Origin of the sequence: Microcoleus sp. FACHB-672 (genome assembly GCF_014695725.1) — a bacterium.
In the GTDB taxonomy this organism is placed as follows: Bacteria; Cyanobacteriota; Cyanobacteriia; order Cyanobacteriales; family Oscillatoriaceae; genus FACHB-68.
In genome coordinates this window covers 184,150-201,556 of sequence record NZ_JACJOU010000026.1, presented here as the reverse complement: position 1 = coordinate 201,556, position 17,407 = coordinate 184,150, and the positions used below count along the sequence as shown (strand labels likewise).

12 protein-coding genes are annotated in these 17,407 nt (G+C 44.8%); 6 read left to right on the top strand and 6 right to left on the bottom strand.

Annotation, left to right across the window (positions count from 1 at the left end):
• Positions 1–151: 151 nt before the first annotated feature.
• The 3 genes from H6F56_RS26515 (at position 152) to H6F56_RS20930 (ending at position 5,668) form a co-directional block, all read left to right on the top strand.
• Positions 152–2,527, top strand: a complete 2,376-nt coding sequence (locus H6F56_RS26515) for a methyltransferase domain-containing protein (protein ID WP_190672158.1) — start codon at positions 152–154, stop codon at positions 2,525–2,527.
• A 408-nt stretch (positions 2,528–2,935) separates the two neighbouring features.
• Positions 2,936–4,588: a serine/threonine-protein kinase gene (locus H6F56_RS20935; protein WP_190672155.1), complete on the top strand. Its 1,653-nt coding sequence runs from the start codon at positions 2,936–2,938 to the stop codon at positions 4,586–4,588.
• Positions 4,589–4,999: 411 nt separating this feature from the next.
• Positions 5,000–5,668, top strand: coding sequence for a glutathione S-transferase family protein (locus H6F56_RS20930; protein ID WP_190672152.1), 669 nt, complete (start codon positions 5,000–5,002; stop codon positions 5,666–5,668).
• A gap of 66 nt (positions 5,669–5,734) precedes the next feature.
• Here the strand turns inward: H6F56_RS20930 and H6F56_RS20925 are convergent, their stop codons facing one another.
• From H6F56_RS20925 to H6F56_RS20900, 6 genes are all read right to left on the bottom strand, one after another.
• Positions 5,735–6,406 carry a TVP38/TMEM64 family protein gene (locus H6F56_RS20925; protein ID WP_190672147.1) on the bottom strand — a complete coding sequence of 224 codons (672 nt, stop codon included), beginning with the start codon at positions 6,404–6,406 and terminating at the stop codon, positions 5,735–5,737.
• 146 nt (positions 6,407–6,552) lie between these two features.
• Positions 6,553–7,287 (bottom strand): TVP38/TMEM64 family protein, encoded by a 735-nt coding sequence (locus tag H6F56_RS20920; protein ID WP_190672145.1) that lies wholly within the window; start codon positions 7,285–7,287, stop codon positions 6,553–6,555.
• A 26-nt stretch (positions 7,288–7,313) separates the two neighbouring features.
• Complete coding sequence (gene arsS / locus H6F56_RS20915) at positions 7,314–8,324, bottom strand: arsenosugar biosynthesis radical SAM (seleno)protein ArsS (protein WP_190672142.1); 1,011 nt, start codon at positions 8,322–8,324, stop codon at positions 7,314–7,316.
• 70 nt (positions 8,325–8,394) lie between these two features.
• The gene (locus tag H6F56_RS20910) at positions 8,395–9,510 is read right to left on the bottom strand and encodes an inorganic phosphate transporter (protein ID WP_190672139.1); all 1,116 of its coding nucleotides are present in this window, start codon (positions 9,508–9,510) and stop codon (positions 8,395–8,397) included.
• A 28-nt stretch (positions 9,511–9,538) separates the two neighbouring features.
• Positions 9,539–10,579 carry a methyltransferase gene (locus tag H6F56_RS20905; RefSeq protein ID WP_190672135.1) on the bottom strand — a complete coding sequence of 347 codons (1,041 nt, stop codon included), beginning with the start codon at positions 10,577–10,579 and terminating at the stop codon, positions 9,539–9,541.
• A gap of 404 nt (positions 10,580–10,983) precedes the next feature.
• Entirely contained in the window at positions 10,984–12,186 is a 1,203-nt protein-coding gene (locus H6F56_RS20900) for a methyltransferase domain-containing protein (RefSeq protein ID WP_190672132.1), read from the bottom strand.
• A gap of 849 nt (positions 12,187–13,035) precedes the next feature.
• On the opposite strand from H6F56_RS20900, the gene H6F56_RS20895 reads away from it, so the two are divergent.
• From H6F56_RS20895 to cutA, 3 genes are all read left to right on the top strand, one after another.
• Positions 13,036–15,453 carry a VIT domain-containing protein gene (locus H6F56_RS20895; protein ID WP_190672131.1) on the top strand — a complete coding sequence of 806 codons (2,418 nt, stop codon included), beginning with the start codon at positions 13,036–13,038 and terminating at the stop codon, positions 15,451–15,453.
• Between the two features lie 604 nt (positions 15,454–16,057).
• Positions 16,058–16,942: a pentapeptide repeat-containing protein gene (locus tag H6F56_RS20890; protein ID WP_190672128.1), complete on the top strand. Its 885-nt coding sequence runs from the start codon at positions 16,058–16,060 to the stop codon at positions 16,940–16,942.
• A gap of 62 nt (positions 16,943–17,004) precedes the next feature.
• Entirely contained in the window at positions 17,005–17,346 is a 342-nt protein-coding gene (gene cutA / locus H6F56_RS20885) for a divalent-cation tolerance protein CutA (protein ID WP_190672125.1), read from the top strand.
• The last annotated feature ends 61 nt before the right edge of the window (positions 17,347–17,407 follow it).

Here is a 17,407-nt window from a genome sequence, read left to right as displayed (position 1 = left end):
AAGCCAGCCGGTGCAGATGTGGCTCCAGCCGGCTCAATTTGTCTGGGCTGAGGCGATGGTTTAGGATAGCGGTACAGCAAAGTGGCAAATCTGTGATACTTTTTTAAGAACTCAGGCAGCTTGAAGCCCTGAATAATCACTTAGAAAATTTATGAAGCCAATCAAAAATCTATTTAAGTTAGTTTCAAAGACACTGCCGGCTAAAAAATTAGCTGGAGAGGGTGAAAACAATCTAAATTTAAACTTAAGCGACCCTAATTTATCTTCTTTCCCGTTTAACTACTACTTAGATTCCCCAAAAGTTAATCAAGAAATTTCGTCTACTTTAATGGCGATTCGTGGCTGGATTACGTCTGAGTATCCGATAGAACGTCCTGTGCTTCAAAATGCTGCCGGCACTTACACTCAACCCTTAGCAATTGTCAGTCGTCCAGATGTAGAAGCCGATTATGCCGGCCAATATGTGGTAGGCTTTCAATCTTATTTTTCTATTTTTGATTTATTGTTAGGCGATTTATGGAATGTTGAGTTTTTAATTAACTCTAAACCTCATAACTTTCCCGTTAACTTTACAGTTTCCCAAAACTTGCTAGACGAACTAAAAAATCCAACTCGTTTCACACAGCCGTTTAGCTACTGTATTGATTCCCCAACCTTCAACGAAGAAGTTAATTCACGAATTATTGCCGTTCGAGGCTGGATTAAGTCTGAATATCTTATAGAAAATCCGACTTTGCAAAATCAGGCCGGCACCTGCATTCAACCGTTACAAATAACCAAGCGTCCAGATGTTGCGGCTGAGTCTCCCCATTATTATGTACTAGGATTTAAACATTATCTATCAGCGATTGACCTTTTATCCGATGAGTCTGATCCCTGGTCTATCCATTTTTCAATTAAAGGAAAAAAATATAATTTTCTCGTGCCTTTTGCAATTTCTAGACAAGTTATTGAAGAATTAAAAAATAATAATTTATCTGAAGCAGCCTTTACTTGCAAGATTGAATCTCCAAAATCAGACGAAAAAATCGCTTCAGGTGGGGTTTTCTTGCGGGGGTGGATGACTTCGGATTCACCCATCGCAGAGTTAACCCTTTGCAACACCGGCACCTGGGTTGAACCGCTGGAAATTCTCAACCGGCAAGATGTGGAAGCGGATTATCCCCATTCTTATGTTGTGGGGTTCCAACATTATCTGTCAACTCGCAACCTTTTATCCCAAGAATCTTGGTTTTTGCGATTTTTAATCAATGGTGAAAAACACACATTCCCTTTAACATTTTCAATTGCAAATACAGTTTTGGCAGATTTAAATATCCAAAACCAAGAAATTCAACCCTTTACATACTGGCTGGATTCACCTGCTTTAAATGAAGAAGTGACAGCCACCTTTCTTATAATTCGTGGGTGGGTAACAGCAACACATCCCATCGAACAGCCTACCCTGCAAAATGCCGGCGGCACATTTATTCAACCCCTAGCCATTGAAACGCGTCCCGATTTAAAAGCACACTCTCCGTATAATTATGTGCTGGGGTTCCAGCATTTCCTGTCAATTGCGGATTTTTCTCCGGGCGATGTTTGGTCGATCCACTTTTTCGTTGAGAATCGAGAGTGCAGTTTTGCCTTACCGTTTAAAATTTCCCGTCAAGCATTTGAAAATTTTTGGGAAGTTAAAAATCATAAACTTCAAACCCTTCGCACAATTCTGCGCTGTCCGATTTGTGAGAGTGAAAAATTAGAAGATTTAGAGAGTGCTTTGCGTTGCTGTGATTGTGGTGAGGAGTTTAGCAAAAATAGAACGAGTTATAATTTTCTGACAAAAGAATTAATCGAGTACGGAAAAGTTAAGCCAACAACAAATATTTCTAGCAGTGGCTACGACGAACTGTGCCGGCAGATCATCCGAGAATTTCCAGAGGGGTTAATTTTAGATAACGGTTGTGGATTGAGAAAATATTCACCGCATTCAAATGTGATCAATTTTGAAATCGTTGAATACGCAACAACTGACGTAGTAGGAATTGGGGAAAAACTGCCGTTTCAATCCAATGTTTTTGATGCCGTGTTTTCTTTTGCGGTTTTAGAACACGTCAAAAATCCATTTGAATGCGCTCAAGAGATTATTAGAGTGTTAAAGCCAGGGGGAAAACTTTACATCCAAGTTCCCTTTTTGCAACCTTTTCACGGCTATCCGGATCATTACTACAATATGACTAGCAGCGGTCTGAAGAATCTTTTTGCCGAAGATTTAAACATTATAGAATGTGGGGTTCAAGACGCAGGTGCGCCGATTTGGTGTCTCAGTTGGTTTCTCAACTCTTACATTCAGGGACTGCCGGCATCCATCGCCCAAAAGTTTAAAAATATGAAAGTGTCGGAACTGCTCGAACACCCCACTCTTTATCTGGCTAAAGATTTTGTCGTCCAGCTTAGCCCAGCCGCGCAGGAAGAGTTAGCGAGTGTCAATTACTTAGTTGGCAAAAAAATCGCCCCAGTCAATACCGTTGAAGAGATACAGGATTAGGGAATTAGGGAATATTGAATCTTGCCGGCTTAGGGGAAATTTTAGGCGCAGTTTTGCCAAACTCTCAGTAGGGTGGGTTTAGTGATTGAGGATGCCGGAAGTCTGGTAAAGCTGACACCGCTATCAAAGCTGCCTGAACAATTGCTCATACGCTTGAAAGCTTTACTCAGCCAGTCCTGTTCACTGGAGAGTGTGTTAGCGTAATCGAACGATGTCATAGATTTGCCTTAAGTGCAATCCGCCGGCACATCATAACTACACCCCTAAGAGCGTCGCCGCAACCAAGATTTTTGAGTAAAAATGCTGATTTCACGCTCAAAAGTCGTAATTCATAACTTTTATGAGCGGCTAAGCGCCGGCTTGTGGGGAAGACTTACTATAGACTTAATCAGCTGATTGCTTGCCAGTATGAGCTATTGCCTCCATCCTGATTGCCAAAAGCCCCAAAATACCAACGATGCCAAGTTTTGCCAGAGTTGCGGGTCAAAAATACTGCTGGGCGAACGCTATCGGGCGATAAAACCAATTGGTGCCGGCGGTTTTGGCAGAACTTTCGTAGCGGTGGATGAGATGAAACCCTCGCAACCGCGCTGCGTGATTAAACAATTTTTCCCGCAAGATCAGGGATTTCTTCATTCTGTGAAAGCGGCGGAGTTATTTCGCCAAGAAGCCATAAGATTAGACGTTTTAGGCAAACATCCCCAAATACCGGAACTGCTGGCGCATTTTGAACAAGGACAGCAGCAGTATTTGGTGCAAGAATTTGTTGATGGACACAATTTAGCTGAAGAATTGGCAGAGTCGGGTGCTTTTAATGAAAAGCAAATCCGGCAATTGCTCAATGATCTGCTGCCGGTGTTGCAATTTGTCCATACAAACCAACTGATTCACCGCGATATTAAGCCAGAAAATATTATCCGCCGCAGCGCCGACCGGCAACTCGTTTTAGTTGATTTTGGCGCGGCAAAGTTTGTCAACCGAACTGCCTTGCAAAGAACCGGCACCGTCATCGGTTCAGCAGCGTACACCGCACCCGAACAGCTCATGGGTAAAGCGGTTTTTGCCAGCGATCTCTACAGCTTAGGCGTGACTTGCGTTCATTTACTGACTCAAATGCCTCCCTTCGACTTATTTGATAGTCGGGAAGGAACATGGGCTTGGCGCGATTATCTAGGTCAAATTGTTAGCGATCCGCTGGGTCATATTTTAGACAAATTGTTGCAGCCGGCAATCAATCGGCGCTATTTGTCCGCAGCCCAAGTCATTAAAGCATTAAATCCACCGCCCGTCCCAATTGGGTTGCGCCCTGTAGCCGCTGGATCGGCTGCCCCAGCGATGCTAAAACCGGCTGTAAAATCTTTGCCCGCATCTGTGCCAGTTGCTTCTGCAATTGTTCCCAAACCCCCCATTCAAAGCCGGCGAACAGAAATTCAGAAGGTTTTGCAAGAAGCCCTCAACCCTTATGAGGTAAAAGTTCAAGTAAGTTTGGCAAAAGCTCAGTTAACAATTGTCATCAATCGGGAAGAAGAACATAAAGTTAATTATTTCGAGGTCACGCGGGTCATTCAATCACAATTAAATGAACTGCAACTCAACGCCTTAGAAAGAGTTAAAGTTTTTGGAAGAGTTAATAAACAGAGCACTCCAGAGTGGCAAAAAGTTTTAAAAGTTACACCGCTCCCTGAACCCGTTCCAATCGAGCCAGAAGAAAATCTTGTTAAAACTAGCTCCAAACAATGGTTAGAGAAAGTCAAAAAACCTGCGTTCCTGCAAGACGTTTTAATCTTTTTCACAATCGCCGCAATTTTTAATCATGTGATCATTTTTAGCCCCCAAAACGCTATCGTTTTAGCCGGCTGTTTTATGGTGGTAAAAAATGCCCTGAATCAAGCAAAAGAAATTAAAACCGATAAATTATTTCAGGAATTAGTCGCAACGCTTTTAGTTGTCAGCTTGTTCAATATCAGGTTGCTGGTTACAGGTGCGGTTGGCATACTTTTCACTTGCCTATTCGTTGGTGTACCGTTTTTGTATGTTAAGCAAAATTCTGGATTAAAATAACCCAAAATTCATGAGTCTTTCTCCCATTGAGCAACCCAAAAAGAAAGAGGAAATCAAATTTTGCTAAATTTGAATCATAGGCAGAAAAAAATAAACAAGCCGATTCAATGAGAAATTTTAGAAGCCGATTCAATGAGAAATTTTAGAAATCGCGGCGGTTTTTGAAGGAAATTTTAACCACTGAAGCCGCCGGCACATCAATAATGAAACCGAGTTAGCGCTCTACTAGATATCTCCTCAATGTGCTTTGCGCGGCGCTCAAGGAAGCAGACAAATCGGCATTGAGACTTCAATGTGCTTTGCGCGGCGCTCAAGGAAGCAGACAAATCGGCATCGAGACTTCGCATCTGTCAGTGACCGCCGGCGCTGCTATACTCAAACCAAAGTCCACGCAGCCACCTTCAGGGGATTATGCTCACTGTCCATCATCTCAACGTCTCTCAGTCCGAGCGAATCATCTGGCTACTTGAGGAACTCGAGTTACCCTATGAACTGCGTGTGTACCAACGCGATCAGGCCACGCAACTCGCTCCGACCGAACTGCGATCCATTCATCCAATCGGCAGTGCGCCGGTGCTGTGCGATGGCGAGATTGTGATGGCCGAGTCCGGCGCGATCATTGAGTATATACTGGCTCGCTACGGAAACGGACGGCTCGCCGTTCCTGTCACCTCACCGCAGTATCCTGACTACCTGTACTGGTTTCACTACGCGAACGGCAGTCTGATGACGCAGATCAGCGTGTACTGGATCGCAGGGATGGCGGCAGCACCCGAAAGCAGTTCGCCGTTGCTATCTGCCCTACACGAACGGCTGGATCGGCACCTGCAAATGGTTGAAGATCACTTGGGGCAAGCAACCTACTTCGCCGGTTCTGAATTTACAGTCGCCGACATTATGATGCACTTCCCGTTCGGCACGATGAAGGCATTCTACAATGTCGGTCTCGACAGCCGACCCAACATCAAGGCGTGGTTGGCAAGGATCAGTGCTCGCGCCGGCTACCAGCGAGCAATGAAAGCAGCGGGACACGAACAAGATCCGGCGCTCGACTGGGGCACGACGCGAGGCGCATTTTGACAACGTCCTATGCTGCTCGATGCCTCTGTTTCAGTCTAGAACTTTGCTCACTGATTCATTAGTGGCTTATTTTGCCGAAGAAAAGCCTTTTTTACGCGCTAAAATCGGCAGCAAAGACAACACGCTTAAAAAACTCAATGCCAAGATAAAAGGCACACGATCACCTGTTTGTAAAACTTGATTGCCGGTGACACCGACCCAAGTGTAAGCAACCGTACCGGGGATAATGCCAATAAACGTGCCGGTAGAATAGGGAATCCAGTTAATTGGCGTTAAGCCAAATAAAAAATTTACCACTGTAAATGGAGAAATTGGGGCAAAGCGGATAGCAACAACAAACGCAAAAGCATTGCCGGTGATTGCCTGATTCAGCCGGTGTAGCACGCCACGATCAGCAAACCGACGTTCCGCCCAATCCCGCAGCAGATAACGCGACACCCAGAAAGCACCCACTGCTCCCAAAGTTGCCCCAACAACTGACCAGAAGGTGCCCCAGAATAAACCGAACACTGCGCCGGCAACAACGGGAAAAAGAACTCCAGGAATTCCCACCACAGTCGCCAGCGCAAACACTCCCACAAACAAGCAAACTGCTAGGTTTCCCCTGGTTTCCAACTGCTTCACTAAAAAAGAGTAATCAAACAGCGCTTTGAGTGGTCCTAAAGCGCAAAGCAGCAAGCAAATTGCCAGAGCAATTCCTAACCAAAAGCGCGGATTTTTTATTACTTTCCCTAGCATTATCTCGATTTTATATTTAAGATTTTTTCATCCTAGATGGAGCGTCTTACAATAGAGGAAAAATTTCTAAAATGAGTTGCCTTTTCTGCATCAATATTAACAACAATAGAAAGCCTCCTTATTTTAATTTTTCATCAAAGTTGAAATCATCCCTCACTACTTTTACCCGCTAAAGCTTGTTTAGCAATGCGTGTTACATAAACGCTGACTGCCACCGTCGCAATTAATCCAACTAGCCGCAAAATCCACTGTGCCGGTGTAGCCGGTTGTTCCTGGGTTCCAATCGTAGCCAAATCTTTCGCGACAGAACCCAAATAAACATACATAACTGTTCCCGGCATCATTCCAATCCAAGATGCAAAAAAGTAATCTTTTAAAGAAACTTGAGTCACACCAAAGGCATAATTTAATAGATTAAAAGGAAAAATAGGAGACAATCGCGTTAAACCCACAATTTTCCATCCCTCGCCGGCAACCGCTTCATCAATTGCTTTAAACTTTTCATTGCCGGCAATCTGTCGCTCAACCCAACCCCTCGCCAAATATCGTCCCACAAAAAAAGCAGCAGTCGCGCCCAATGTCGCTGCAATCGATACCCATACAGAACCCCAAAACACTCCAAATATCGCACCGGCACCCAACGTCAAAATAGAACCCGGTAAAAACAGCACCGTAGCCAGGATATAAATCATAATAAATATCCCCGCACCCCAAATGCCCAAACCGCGAATCCACTCCAAAGCATCGAGCAACCGTTCTCGCACACCCAAATATTGAGCCGCAAAAATCAACCCAGCCACAAACACGATCGCCAAAATAACTTTAAAAATAGCTTGGCTTCTTTTTGAATTTCCTTCTCTTGGATTTGGGTTCTCCATCATCCCTCACATCAATACACTCGATCTGCCTAAATCAACGCACCCCCACAACTAGAACCCGAACCCGCCGTACAACCATAACAGTAAGATGCCGTCCTAATTTCTTCAATCAAATCCAATGTCCCCGCTTCCAGAAGCTTCGCCACCGTTACAACCTCTCCGGCAGCAGTTCTTGCCGGCAGCCTTTCCATTTGATTGAAATCGCAATCATAAACATTTCCTAAATAGTCAATCGAAAGTTCATTGCGGCACATCAAACGCTCAACCGTATCAGAATTAAAACTTTCTTCTAGAAAACTCAGATAAGGCTTAAGAAGTTGCTTGTGTTCTAAATGAAACTTCGTTCTACCAATGGGCAAATTCGTAATCGTAAAAAGCTGATTAAAGGATATGTTAAAATGTTCTTGCAGGAACCTTTTGTAATCCTGCTCAAGCTTACCCTGAGCCGGCGGCAGAGAAAACTTTTCGGGAGAACTAGGAATGGTCGGATTATAAACCAAATCCAAAATCAAATTTGGATTGTCACCGTAACCGAGCCGGTTTAGCCATTGAATTGCCCGAATCGAAGCATCATAAACACCGGCACCCCGCATCTTATCAACATTATCTTGTAAATAACAGGGAAGAGACGCAACAATTCTCAGCCGGTGTTCAGCACAATATGCTGGAATCTCCTCAAACCCAGGCTCAAAATAAATCGTTAAATTTGAGCGAATAATTACTTCCTTGCCTTCCAACCGCGCAGCTTCCACTAGCGGTTTAAACCCGTAATTCATCTCAGGTGCACCGCCAGTCAGATCGACAGTTTTTATTTGGGGAAACCGCCGAATAATCTCAATCAACTGCTCACAAATTTCCGGAGAAAGTTCTTCTGTCCGTTTTGGGCCGGCTTCCACATGACAATGAGTACAAGCGAGGTTACAGCGTTTGCCTAAATTAACTTGTAAAACTGTAATTTCCTGCTTCGTTAAAGGTGATTCTAGTTTTTTTTCAAAAGGAGTTACTACTGAATTGGGCTGTAATTTTGTTATTTTCACCATTTTAATTTTCCTGAATTATCAAATTTTTATCTAGAAATTGCTAAACTTTTTGCTTTAGCGGTTAATCTTTTTAACGCTGCAATCCCCAATAAATACTAGCACTTAATAAAGCAGCAATGGGTAACGTCAAAATCCATGATAGTAAAATTTGATAGAAAACCCGAGCGTTTGCTTTCCGGGAAATCAATCCCACTCCAAAAATAGAGCCAACAGACACATGAGTTGTAGAAACCGGCAGTCCATACCGGCTGGCAGCAATCACCAGAAATCCCGTCACTAAATTGGCTGAAAATCCCTGGCCGGCATTCATTTTTGTAATTTTTTTGCTCATGGTTTCGGCCACTTTTTGAGCATTCAGCAAACCGCCCACGGCCATTCCCAAAGCGACTGCTAGACTTCCCCACTGCATCGAAAGCGCTTCCCCTACCAGCATCAATGAAACAATCTTCGGAGTATCATTCAAACCTCGGGCAAAACTGACCACTCCCGCACTCAAATAATGGCAAGTATCAACCAATTTTTGACTATTAAGGCTGAGAAAATTTCCCGTATATCTTTGCGTGCATTTCTCTTGAGAATCAACAGCAATATCAGTCGTCGTCACACACTGAAGCACATTCGCCGCATCAGGCTGGGGAATCGGAATCACCTGTTGAGTTTCCCCCACACAGACACACCATTCTTTCTCTATCCCTAAATAAATTCGCAGGTAGCGAAACAAACCATAAATGAAAGTTCCTAAAGCAATCGCAACGATTGGACTCAGCAACAAAGGCAATAAAAAGGTTTTCTGGAGTGCGGTAAAATTAACTTGAGTGCCAATTGCCCTCAAACCGGCACCCACAAGCGCGCCTGTAAGTCCGTGGGTGGTGGAAATCGGAAATCCTGTCACGGTGGCAAGGATCACAGTCAAACCCGCCGCAAACGCAACGGCTATATGAAAATCTGAGGTATCGGCGATCACATCCGGCACCAGTCCTTTGCCAGAAAAACTTTTAATCAGTGTTTGTGCTAGAAAAATCGAAAAAACTGAGCCGGCAAAAGTTGTGATCGTCGCCCAACCAATGGCTGTCTTATAATTGGCTGTCTGGCTACCAAATAAAGTTGCCACACCTTTAAAGTTATCGTTTGCACCATTGGAATAAGCTAAAAAAAACGTTGCAAAAAATAGGACAGCCAATAGCATTTTCTACACCCCAAACTGTTTTCTAACACTAGCTCGACACGGACTCTATTACACTTACCGGCATTTGAGTCGGGACGATGTTGGTTAACTCGAAACCGGCTGCTCCCAACAGTGTGCGATACTCAGCTTCAGTGCGTTCCCGACCCCCAGCCATTACTAGCATTTCTAAGTCAACTAGCTTGCTCATCGAAGCTTCATTACCAGCAGGAATGACGTTCTCCACCAACAGCAGTTTGCTATTTTTCCCGATCATGGCTTTGCGGCAATTTTTGAGAATTGCCAAAGCTTCTTCATCATCCCAATCGTGGATAATGCTTTTGAGAATATAGCCATCACAGCCGGCAGGAACAGACTCAAAAAAGTTCCCGGCAATCAGTTTGCAGCGACTGGCAACACCTTGAGATTCGAGCAAGGGCAAGGCACCGGCAATCACGTGTGGCTGGTCAAATAAAATCCCTTCCATTTTGGGGTTAGCATTAAGAATTGCAGCGATTAAACCGCCATGACCTCCAGCAATATCTGCAAGTTTGCTAATAGAAGAAAAGTCATAGGCGGCGGCAATAGCAGTATTATGCGTTACCGTAATGCCGGTCATTGCGTTGTCGAAAATCTTCCCGGCTTCGGGGTTCTGTGCCAAATACTCGAATGCCTTCTTGCCATAGACAAGTTCAAAAGCCGTTTTGCCGGTTTTTACACTTTCAAGCAGATGCTCCCAAGGACGCGAGTGCCACTCCTGGGCGAACATGATTGCCATCGCACCCACGGAACCCTCAACCCCAGTTTGCAAGCAGCTGGCGAGGGGGGTGAGTTCAAACCGGCCATCCTCCCCCTCAGCAAAAATACTCACACTGGCGAGGGCACGGAGCAAACGATAGAGGGATGGCGCATGGGTGCCGGTGGCATTTGCAAGCTCATCAATGGTTTTAGGGCCATCTTTCAACAGATCAGCAATGCCGAGTTGTGCGGCAACGTAAAGCGGTTGTGACACCCAGCGGCTAGAGATCATCTGCATCATCGCCATTGGTGCCGGTGTTTCATTCGAGTTTGGTATCGGGTTGCTTTGGGACATTGTTTTTCGCTTTTTTGGTGTTAATTTTTAACGTGTTATGGGTTTAGGGCTGGCAAGATGCCCGCCCGATAACTTACCCGCCATCGGTTACAGTCCGGTTGAGACTATTTACCGATGGCTAATTTTACCTCTGGGCGTTACAAGGCAATAGACCATCACGCCGGCAAAAAGAATGCTGATCGCGTTCGAGCCTCCGCCTGTAATCAGGCCAAAAACCGACAAAACAACGCTAATTCCCTGCAAAATCAGCGTACTTGTTTTAGCCCAAGCCTTCAATTACCAAAGCCTCTAACAAAACACCAAGGCAACAATCCCTAAAATGTAGGACGACTCGGACGATTCATATAAGATTCTCCTTCATTAAGTGTTGGGGGTCATCTTACTAAAGTGATGGGCTAGATCGCTCAGCAACAGCTTTCTGGGGCGCAGCAAGCCGCACCCTCATTCGTCACAGTTATGCGATAGTCTAATCCTTTGGTTTCTTGTGGATGACGGATGCCGGTGCGCTGGCAATCAAAGGCTTGAGCTTCTTCCAGGGGAATGTTTTGATAGGATTCCACCGGCACCATATCGCGGTGATAAGGGCCATTGCCATCGGTTAATATCTTGTAAGTCTTGTCGCACACAGCCATGCGCTGCCCCCGCTCATAGGTATGGCCATCATCATCAAGCACTTGTTTCCACGGGCCTTTATAAATTACGGCTTGGTTGCGCTCTAGGCAAGGGCCGTCTTTACCTTTAAAAGCGCGTACCGTAAGGGAACGAAATTCAATACCCTCAATCACTTGCCAAGGTTCTTCCTGCCGACTCAAAATCTCGATTCCATAGAAGCCGGCTTGCTCAAACATTTCTAGAAATTCATCTTCCCGGAAAGCGCCAGCGATACAGCCACTCCACAATTCCGGATCGTTCAAGATTGCCGGTGTCGGATCTTCGTCGCAAACAATATCAGAAATTACCGCTCTGCCGCCGCGTTTTAGCACTCGGTATATTTCTTGAAACAACTGTTGCTTATCTTGTGAGCGAACCAAGTTCAGCACACAATTAGAAATGACAACATCAACACTGTTATCCGGGATTAACGGCGATTCCATCCGAAGGCGAGCAGATTCGGCTTCCAATGCCCCAATTCCCTCGATGGAGGTTACTGGATTTTTATCTAACCACCACTGAACTTTGTCTAAATTTAATGCAAGATCTTGAATTTTTCCCTTGACAAAAGAAACATTGCTGTATCCTAATTTGCTGGCGATTTCATCTTGATATTTTTTTGCCAAACCCAGCATCTCGTCATTAAAATCAACTCCAATCACTTGGCCTTGAGATCCGACTTTTTGGGCTATGATATAGCAATTTTTTCCAGCCCCCGAACCGAGGTCTACCACTGTTTCGCCGGCTTTTACATAGCGTGTTGGATCACCACAGCCGTAATCCTTTTCAATGATTTCTTGCGGCAAGCCTTCCAGATAACCGCCTTCGTATTCTGTGGGGCAACAGAGAGCCGGTTGTGCTTCACGGGCACCCGCTTTGTATCGTTCTAGAACAGCATTTTCAACATCATAAGCGGTTGTCGGTGCCGGCAGATCATTCGTTGCAATCTCAGTCATGGAGATTTTTCCTTTAAAACGTTCAAATTATTCTGATGGTCTGGTGAGTCAAAGCTATAATTTTTACATAAAATTGAAATTATGGAAAATTCATACAAATCTAGCCAAATAAATTTTTTCTCAGAGAAGCTAGCTAGAGATTAGACTAAATGGCCTACTCTGCAATCAGCAGGTATAGAACAATTATCTGTGATTTGTCAATGCTCATTAGTCATAAAAAATTGTCGTGCCGTCAAGATGCCGGCTAGAAATATTACAACCCATGTAGGATTGCTAGATAGACCAACCTGACATTTTTTACTGAATCCCCTCAACAAAGATGCTGACGCGAATAAATCGCTTTACAATCGAAAGTTAGAAAACCGCGAAACCTCATATCTTCCTCAATATCAAAATAATTCATTTTACCCAAATAAAAAGTTCTATAGAAATGAGCAATTTTTGATAAAAAACTAAATTTTTTCCTAGCTAAAGCAGAAACTTAAGGGAAAGCAAGTTAACTGATTAGACTCTTGTAAAATTAATACTATCTAGCCATTTTTAGTTCGGAATTGTAAATTCCAATAATTAGGTTTACTACCAGTAATGACAGGGTTGTTACACCGTCAAGTATAAAACCACAGATGATAGCGCAGCGTGCCGGCAGGCATACACAGATAAATTGTCGCAACAAGTTTGCTGAGTATGCCGGCATCTCCCGTATATAAAGGAAGGCTATTGCATTCTTCCTGTCTTTTTCAGCTATGCCAAGCCTTTCTTGTTACAAAAAATGCAACTGAGGAACGTTTGCACTGAAGCCGTGTCATCTTTAAAGCGAACGAACTCAATATCTCAAATAAAGAAGCATCTATGAAATTAGCTTATATATTACCAGCCATCGCACTACTAACCGGCACTGTCGGAACCGTTGCACTACAACCGCCACAAATTAATCAGTCGGCAGTTCAAATCAGCCAAACCAACCCCAGCACTACCCCCGCCAACCAACCCGACACCCCACCCGGCGGCTTATTTGTCCTTTCAAAAGAAAGCAAACAACAAGTTTTTCCCCTCAAACATACTGACGTTAAAGCCAAAATTGCCGGCAACGTTTCCCGTGTTGAAGTTACGCAAACCTTTGAAAACCCTTTTAAAGAACCCTTAGAAGCCATTTATGTCTTCCCGCTTCCCGATGAAGCAGCGGTAGATGACATGGAAATAAAAATCGGTGAGCGGATTATTAAAGGCGATATAAAAAAACGCGAGGAAGCGCAAAAAATTTACGAACAAGCTGTCCGTGAAGGACGCACTGCCGGCCTTTTAGAACAAGAACGAGATAACATCTTCACCCAATCCCTCGCTAACATCAAACCCAGTGAAAAAATTGATGTGACAATTCGATATACCGATAGCTTAAAATTTGAGGGAGGAAACTACGAATTCGTCTTCCCAATGGTTGTTGGGCCACGCTACATTCCCGGCAACCCCATTTCTCCGAATGGCGATACTGATCGCGTTCCCGACGCCTCCCGTATCAACCCGCCTATCGTCAAACCCGGAACTCGTTCGGGACATGATATTAACGTTACCGTAGAAATTGACGCCGGCATCCCGATTAAACAGGTGCAATCAACTTCTCACAAAATTCGCACCGAACGCACCGGCAGCCTCACAAAAGTACAATTAGCTCCAGAAGATAATATTCCCAACAAAGATTTGATTCTACGCTATCAAGTTGCTGGGAAAAATACGCAAGCCACTGTCTTAACCCAAACAGATGATCGCGGCGGTCATTTCGCCGTCTATCTCATCCCCGCAGTCGATTACAAATCTAACGAAATTGTCCCTAAAGATGTTGTCTTTTTAATGGATACCTCTGGCTCTCAGTCAGGCGATCCGCTGGTAAAATCGAAGGAATTGATGCGCCGGTTTATCAACGGACTCAATCCTAACGACACATTTACTATCATTGATTTTGCCAATACCGCCACACAACTGTCACCGGCACCTCTCCCCAATACCCCCGCCAATCGGCAGAAGGCAATGGCTTATATCGACCAGCTAGACGCCAATGGCGGTACAGAATTGCTTAACGGTATCCGTGCAGTGTTGAATTTCCCCGCCGCAAAAGAAGGCCGGCTTCGCAGCGTTGTTCTGATCACCGATGGCTACATTGGCAATGAAAATGAAGTAATGGCTGAAGTACAAAGCGGGTTAAAATCTGGCAACCGGCTATATAGTTTTGGCGTGGGTAGTTCTGTTAATCGGTTTTTGCTGAATCGCCTTGCCGAAGTGGGAAGAGGCACCTCTCAAGTGATTCGTCAAGATGAACCCACCCAAGAAATTGCCGAGAAGTTTTTCCGCCAAATTAATAATCCCGTCTTGACGAATATTCAAGTGAACTGGAAAGGTGAGGGAAAACCAGACCTTTATCCAAACGCGGTTCCAGACTTATTTGCACAGCAGCCATTAGTGTTATTTGGACGCAAACAAGATGGCAGTAAAGGGCAGTTGAAAATCACCGGCACCGCAGCGGGTGGCAAGCGCTATGAAAAGACTTTGAATGTTGATTTTGCCGGCACCGGCAACCCAGGTATCGCGCAACTGTGGGGGCGCTCGCGGATTAAGGATTTGATGAATCAAATGTTTGCCGGCGAAACCAAATCTGGTGTTGAGGCAGTGACAGATACCGCCCTCAGTTACCGGCTACTGTCGCAATACACCGCTTTTGTTGCCGTCAGTGAAGAAGTTCGCGTCAATCCTGATGGAACGCGCCAGCGAGTGCAAGTGCCGGTGGAGTTGCCACAGGGTGTTAGCTACGAAGGAATTTTTAGCGGCCAGGATTCGATAACGACGCGTCTAGGAACACCGGCACCTTCAAGCGCACCCCGCCAAATGAACCGCCTTCCCGGTTCTTCTTCAGGTGCCGATGTTGCAATTTCGGCGGCACCACCCGATTTAGAGTCAAGAACTTCACCCTTAGAAGCCGAGAATTTTTCACAAGATGCCAATCGCATTGCAATTATCAGTGCAGATGGATTGGATCAAAGTGCGATCGCATCGCTAACCCAATATTTGCAAAGCGTAAATCTGCCTCAAGGCGTTGCCGGCGAAATCGTGCTGGAGTTCCCGGTTAAGAATGGCCGCGTTGGGCGGATCATCTTAGATGACAAAGCTTCAACGCTCAAAGACATGACTGCGATCAATCAGATTAAGCAAGCGCTTGCCGGCTGGTCTGCACCGAGTTCTGCAGCCGGTAACATTCGCCTTAAACTGCGCGTCAATTGAGTTTTGAGTGCTAAGTGCTGAGTCCTGAGTGATGTTAGAGAAAGATTAATACTGAATCGTACAGTCCTTTCTCGCCTGTCGCAGCCTGAGCGCCAGTTTTAGGCCGGCGCGTCACTCACTCACCCACTCAAGACTCACGATTCAGGATTCAGCACTTAGTCTTCGATTCGCTCACTGTTGTAACAACGTAGAAGAGCCGGTGTCAGCAAGATCATAATATTAATTTATACTTGCAATTAAAATTTAATCTATAATAGAAGTTGATAAATAGCTAACTCTGCTGTTTTCATGCAAATGATGCCTTTCTTCGTTAGGTTCTTCCCGGAGCTTTGCCCGCACTTCTATCACAAATTGGAATTAACAGACAGGTAAGCTGTTTCTCATTAAAAAAATATTTGTTACAGAAACGAGTGTGGCCACTCACGTGAAAAGCAGAGTGCTGTAAAATTTGTATTACGGAAGAGATTAAATTTTTATTTAAAATCTCATTCAAGCTGTTTTGTTCAGTAACAAAACGGGAATTATATGCTTGCTCTACAGTCAGCGGGCGAGTGAATATTCCCCGCTTAAAGAAATAAATTTGCGAGTACCGGAGTCAACACAGATGGAAGTTCGGGATTTACTCAATCGGTATGAATCTGGAGAAAGGAACTTTGCCGGCTCCGATCTCAGTGGAGCCGATCTCAAAGGAGTCACCCTCGTTGGAGTTAACCTCACCAAAGCTAACCTTAGAGGTGCGGATCTCAGTAGAGCGGTACTCACCAAAACCGATCTCAGTGGCACTTGTTTAAACTGGGCTAACCTGAGTTTTGTCAAAATGAGCGAAGGAAAATTGGCAGATGCAGACCTCACCAAAGCCACCTTAACGGGTGCCTACCTGGTGAAAGCCAAATTACCGAGAGCGAAACTCAGTGGCGCAAACCTCACCAGCGTTAACTTCGCAGGTGCGAATCTTTGGAGTGTCAACCTCTGCGGAGCAAATTTGCAGGGTGTTAACTTTCGGAATGCAAAACTCACGGGAGCTAATTTAAGTTGGGCTAACCTTTCCTGTGCGAGGCTCAGTGGCGCGATGCTTTATGGCACAATTTTAAGCGGCGTGAACCTAAGCCAAGCTTACTTAAACGGCGTTGATCTCAATGGAAGCGATCTCAACGGAATTAACCTGAGTGAAGCTAAACTCAATAACGCAAATCTTGAAGGCTCCAACCTAGTTTCTGCTAATCTTAGCGAAGCTCAGCTGCGTTGGGCTAGCTTAATAGGGGCAGACTTGACAGGTGCCAACCTATCGCGAGCCTCGCTTTATAAATCTAACTTGGATTGGACAAGACTCAACCGGGCGGACTTAACAGAAGCCGACTTAAGCGAAGCCACACTGATGGGCGCTTCCATTGATGGAGCTGAATTTGCCGGCGCAACACTACCGGAGTTGACAAGACGCTACTTCTACTTAACTGCTGATGGTTCTCCAACCCTGGCAGTCTCAACTTAAAACTTAAAATGAAAGAGAAAAATTTTCATCTTTAATGTTTAATTTTAGGCAATGGACGGGGGATGGAAAAAGATTCTAGGGCACCTCAGTACGGTGTGGTGATGGTGACAGCCGCTTCACGCAATGAAGCAGAAATGATCGCCAAAGCTTTAATAGAAGCGCATCTGGCAGCTTGCGTGAGCTTGCTGCCCGTTCATTCAATTTACACTTGGCAGGGCGAAGTGCAATCAGAGGATGAGTGGCAACTGCTGATTAAAACAGATTTGAGCAAATTTTTAGATTTGGAAAATAAAGTACGAGAACTGCACTCTTATGAGGTGCCAGAAATTATTGCGCTGCCAATTATTGCCGGCTCTCAATCCTATTTAAAATGGATTTCAGATAACGTGCAATCGGAAAAGTAAAGAGTGAATGCTCCTCTAAAATGCTAAGTATTTTCAAGTTTGGAAGAATAAAAACTTAGGT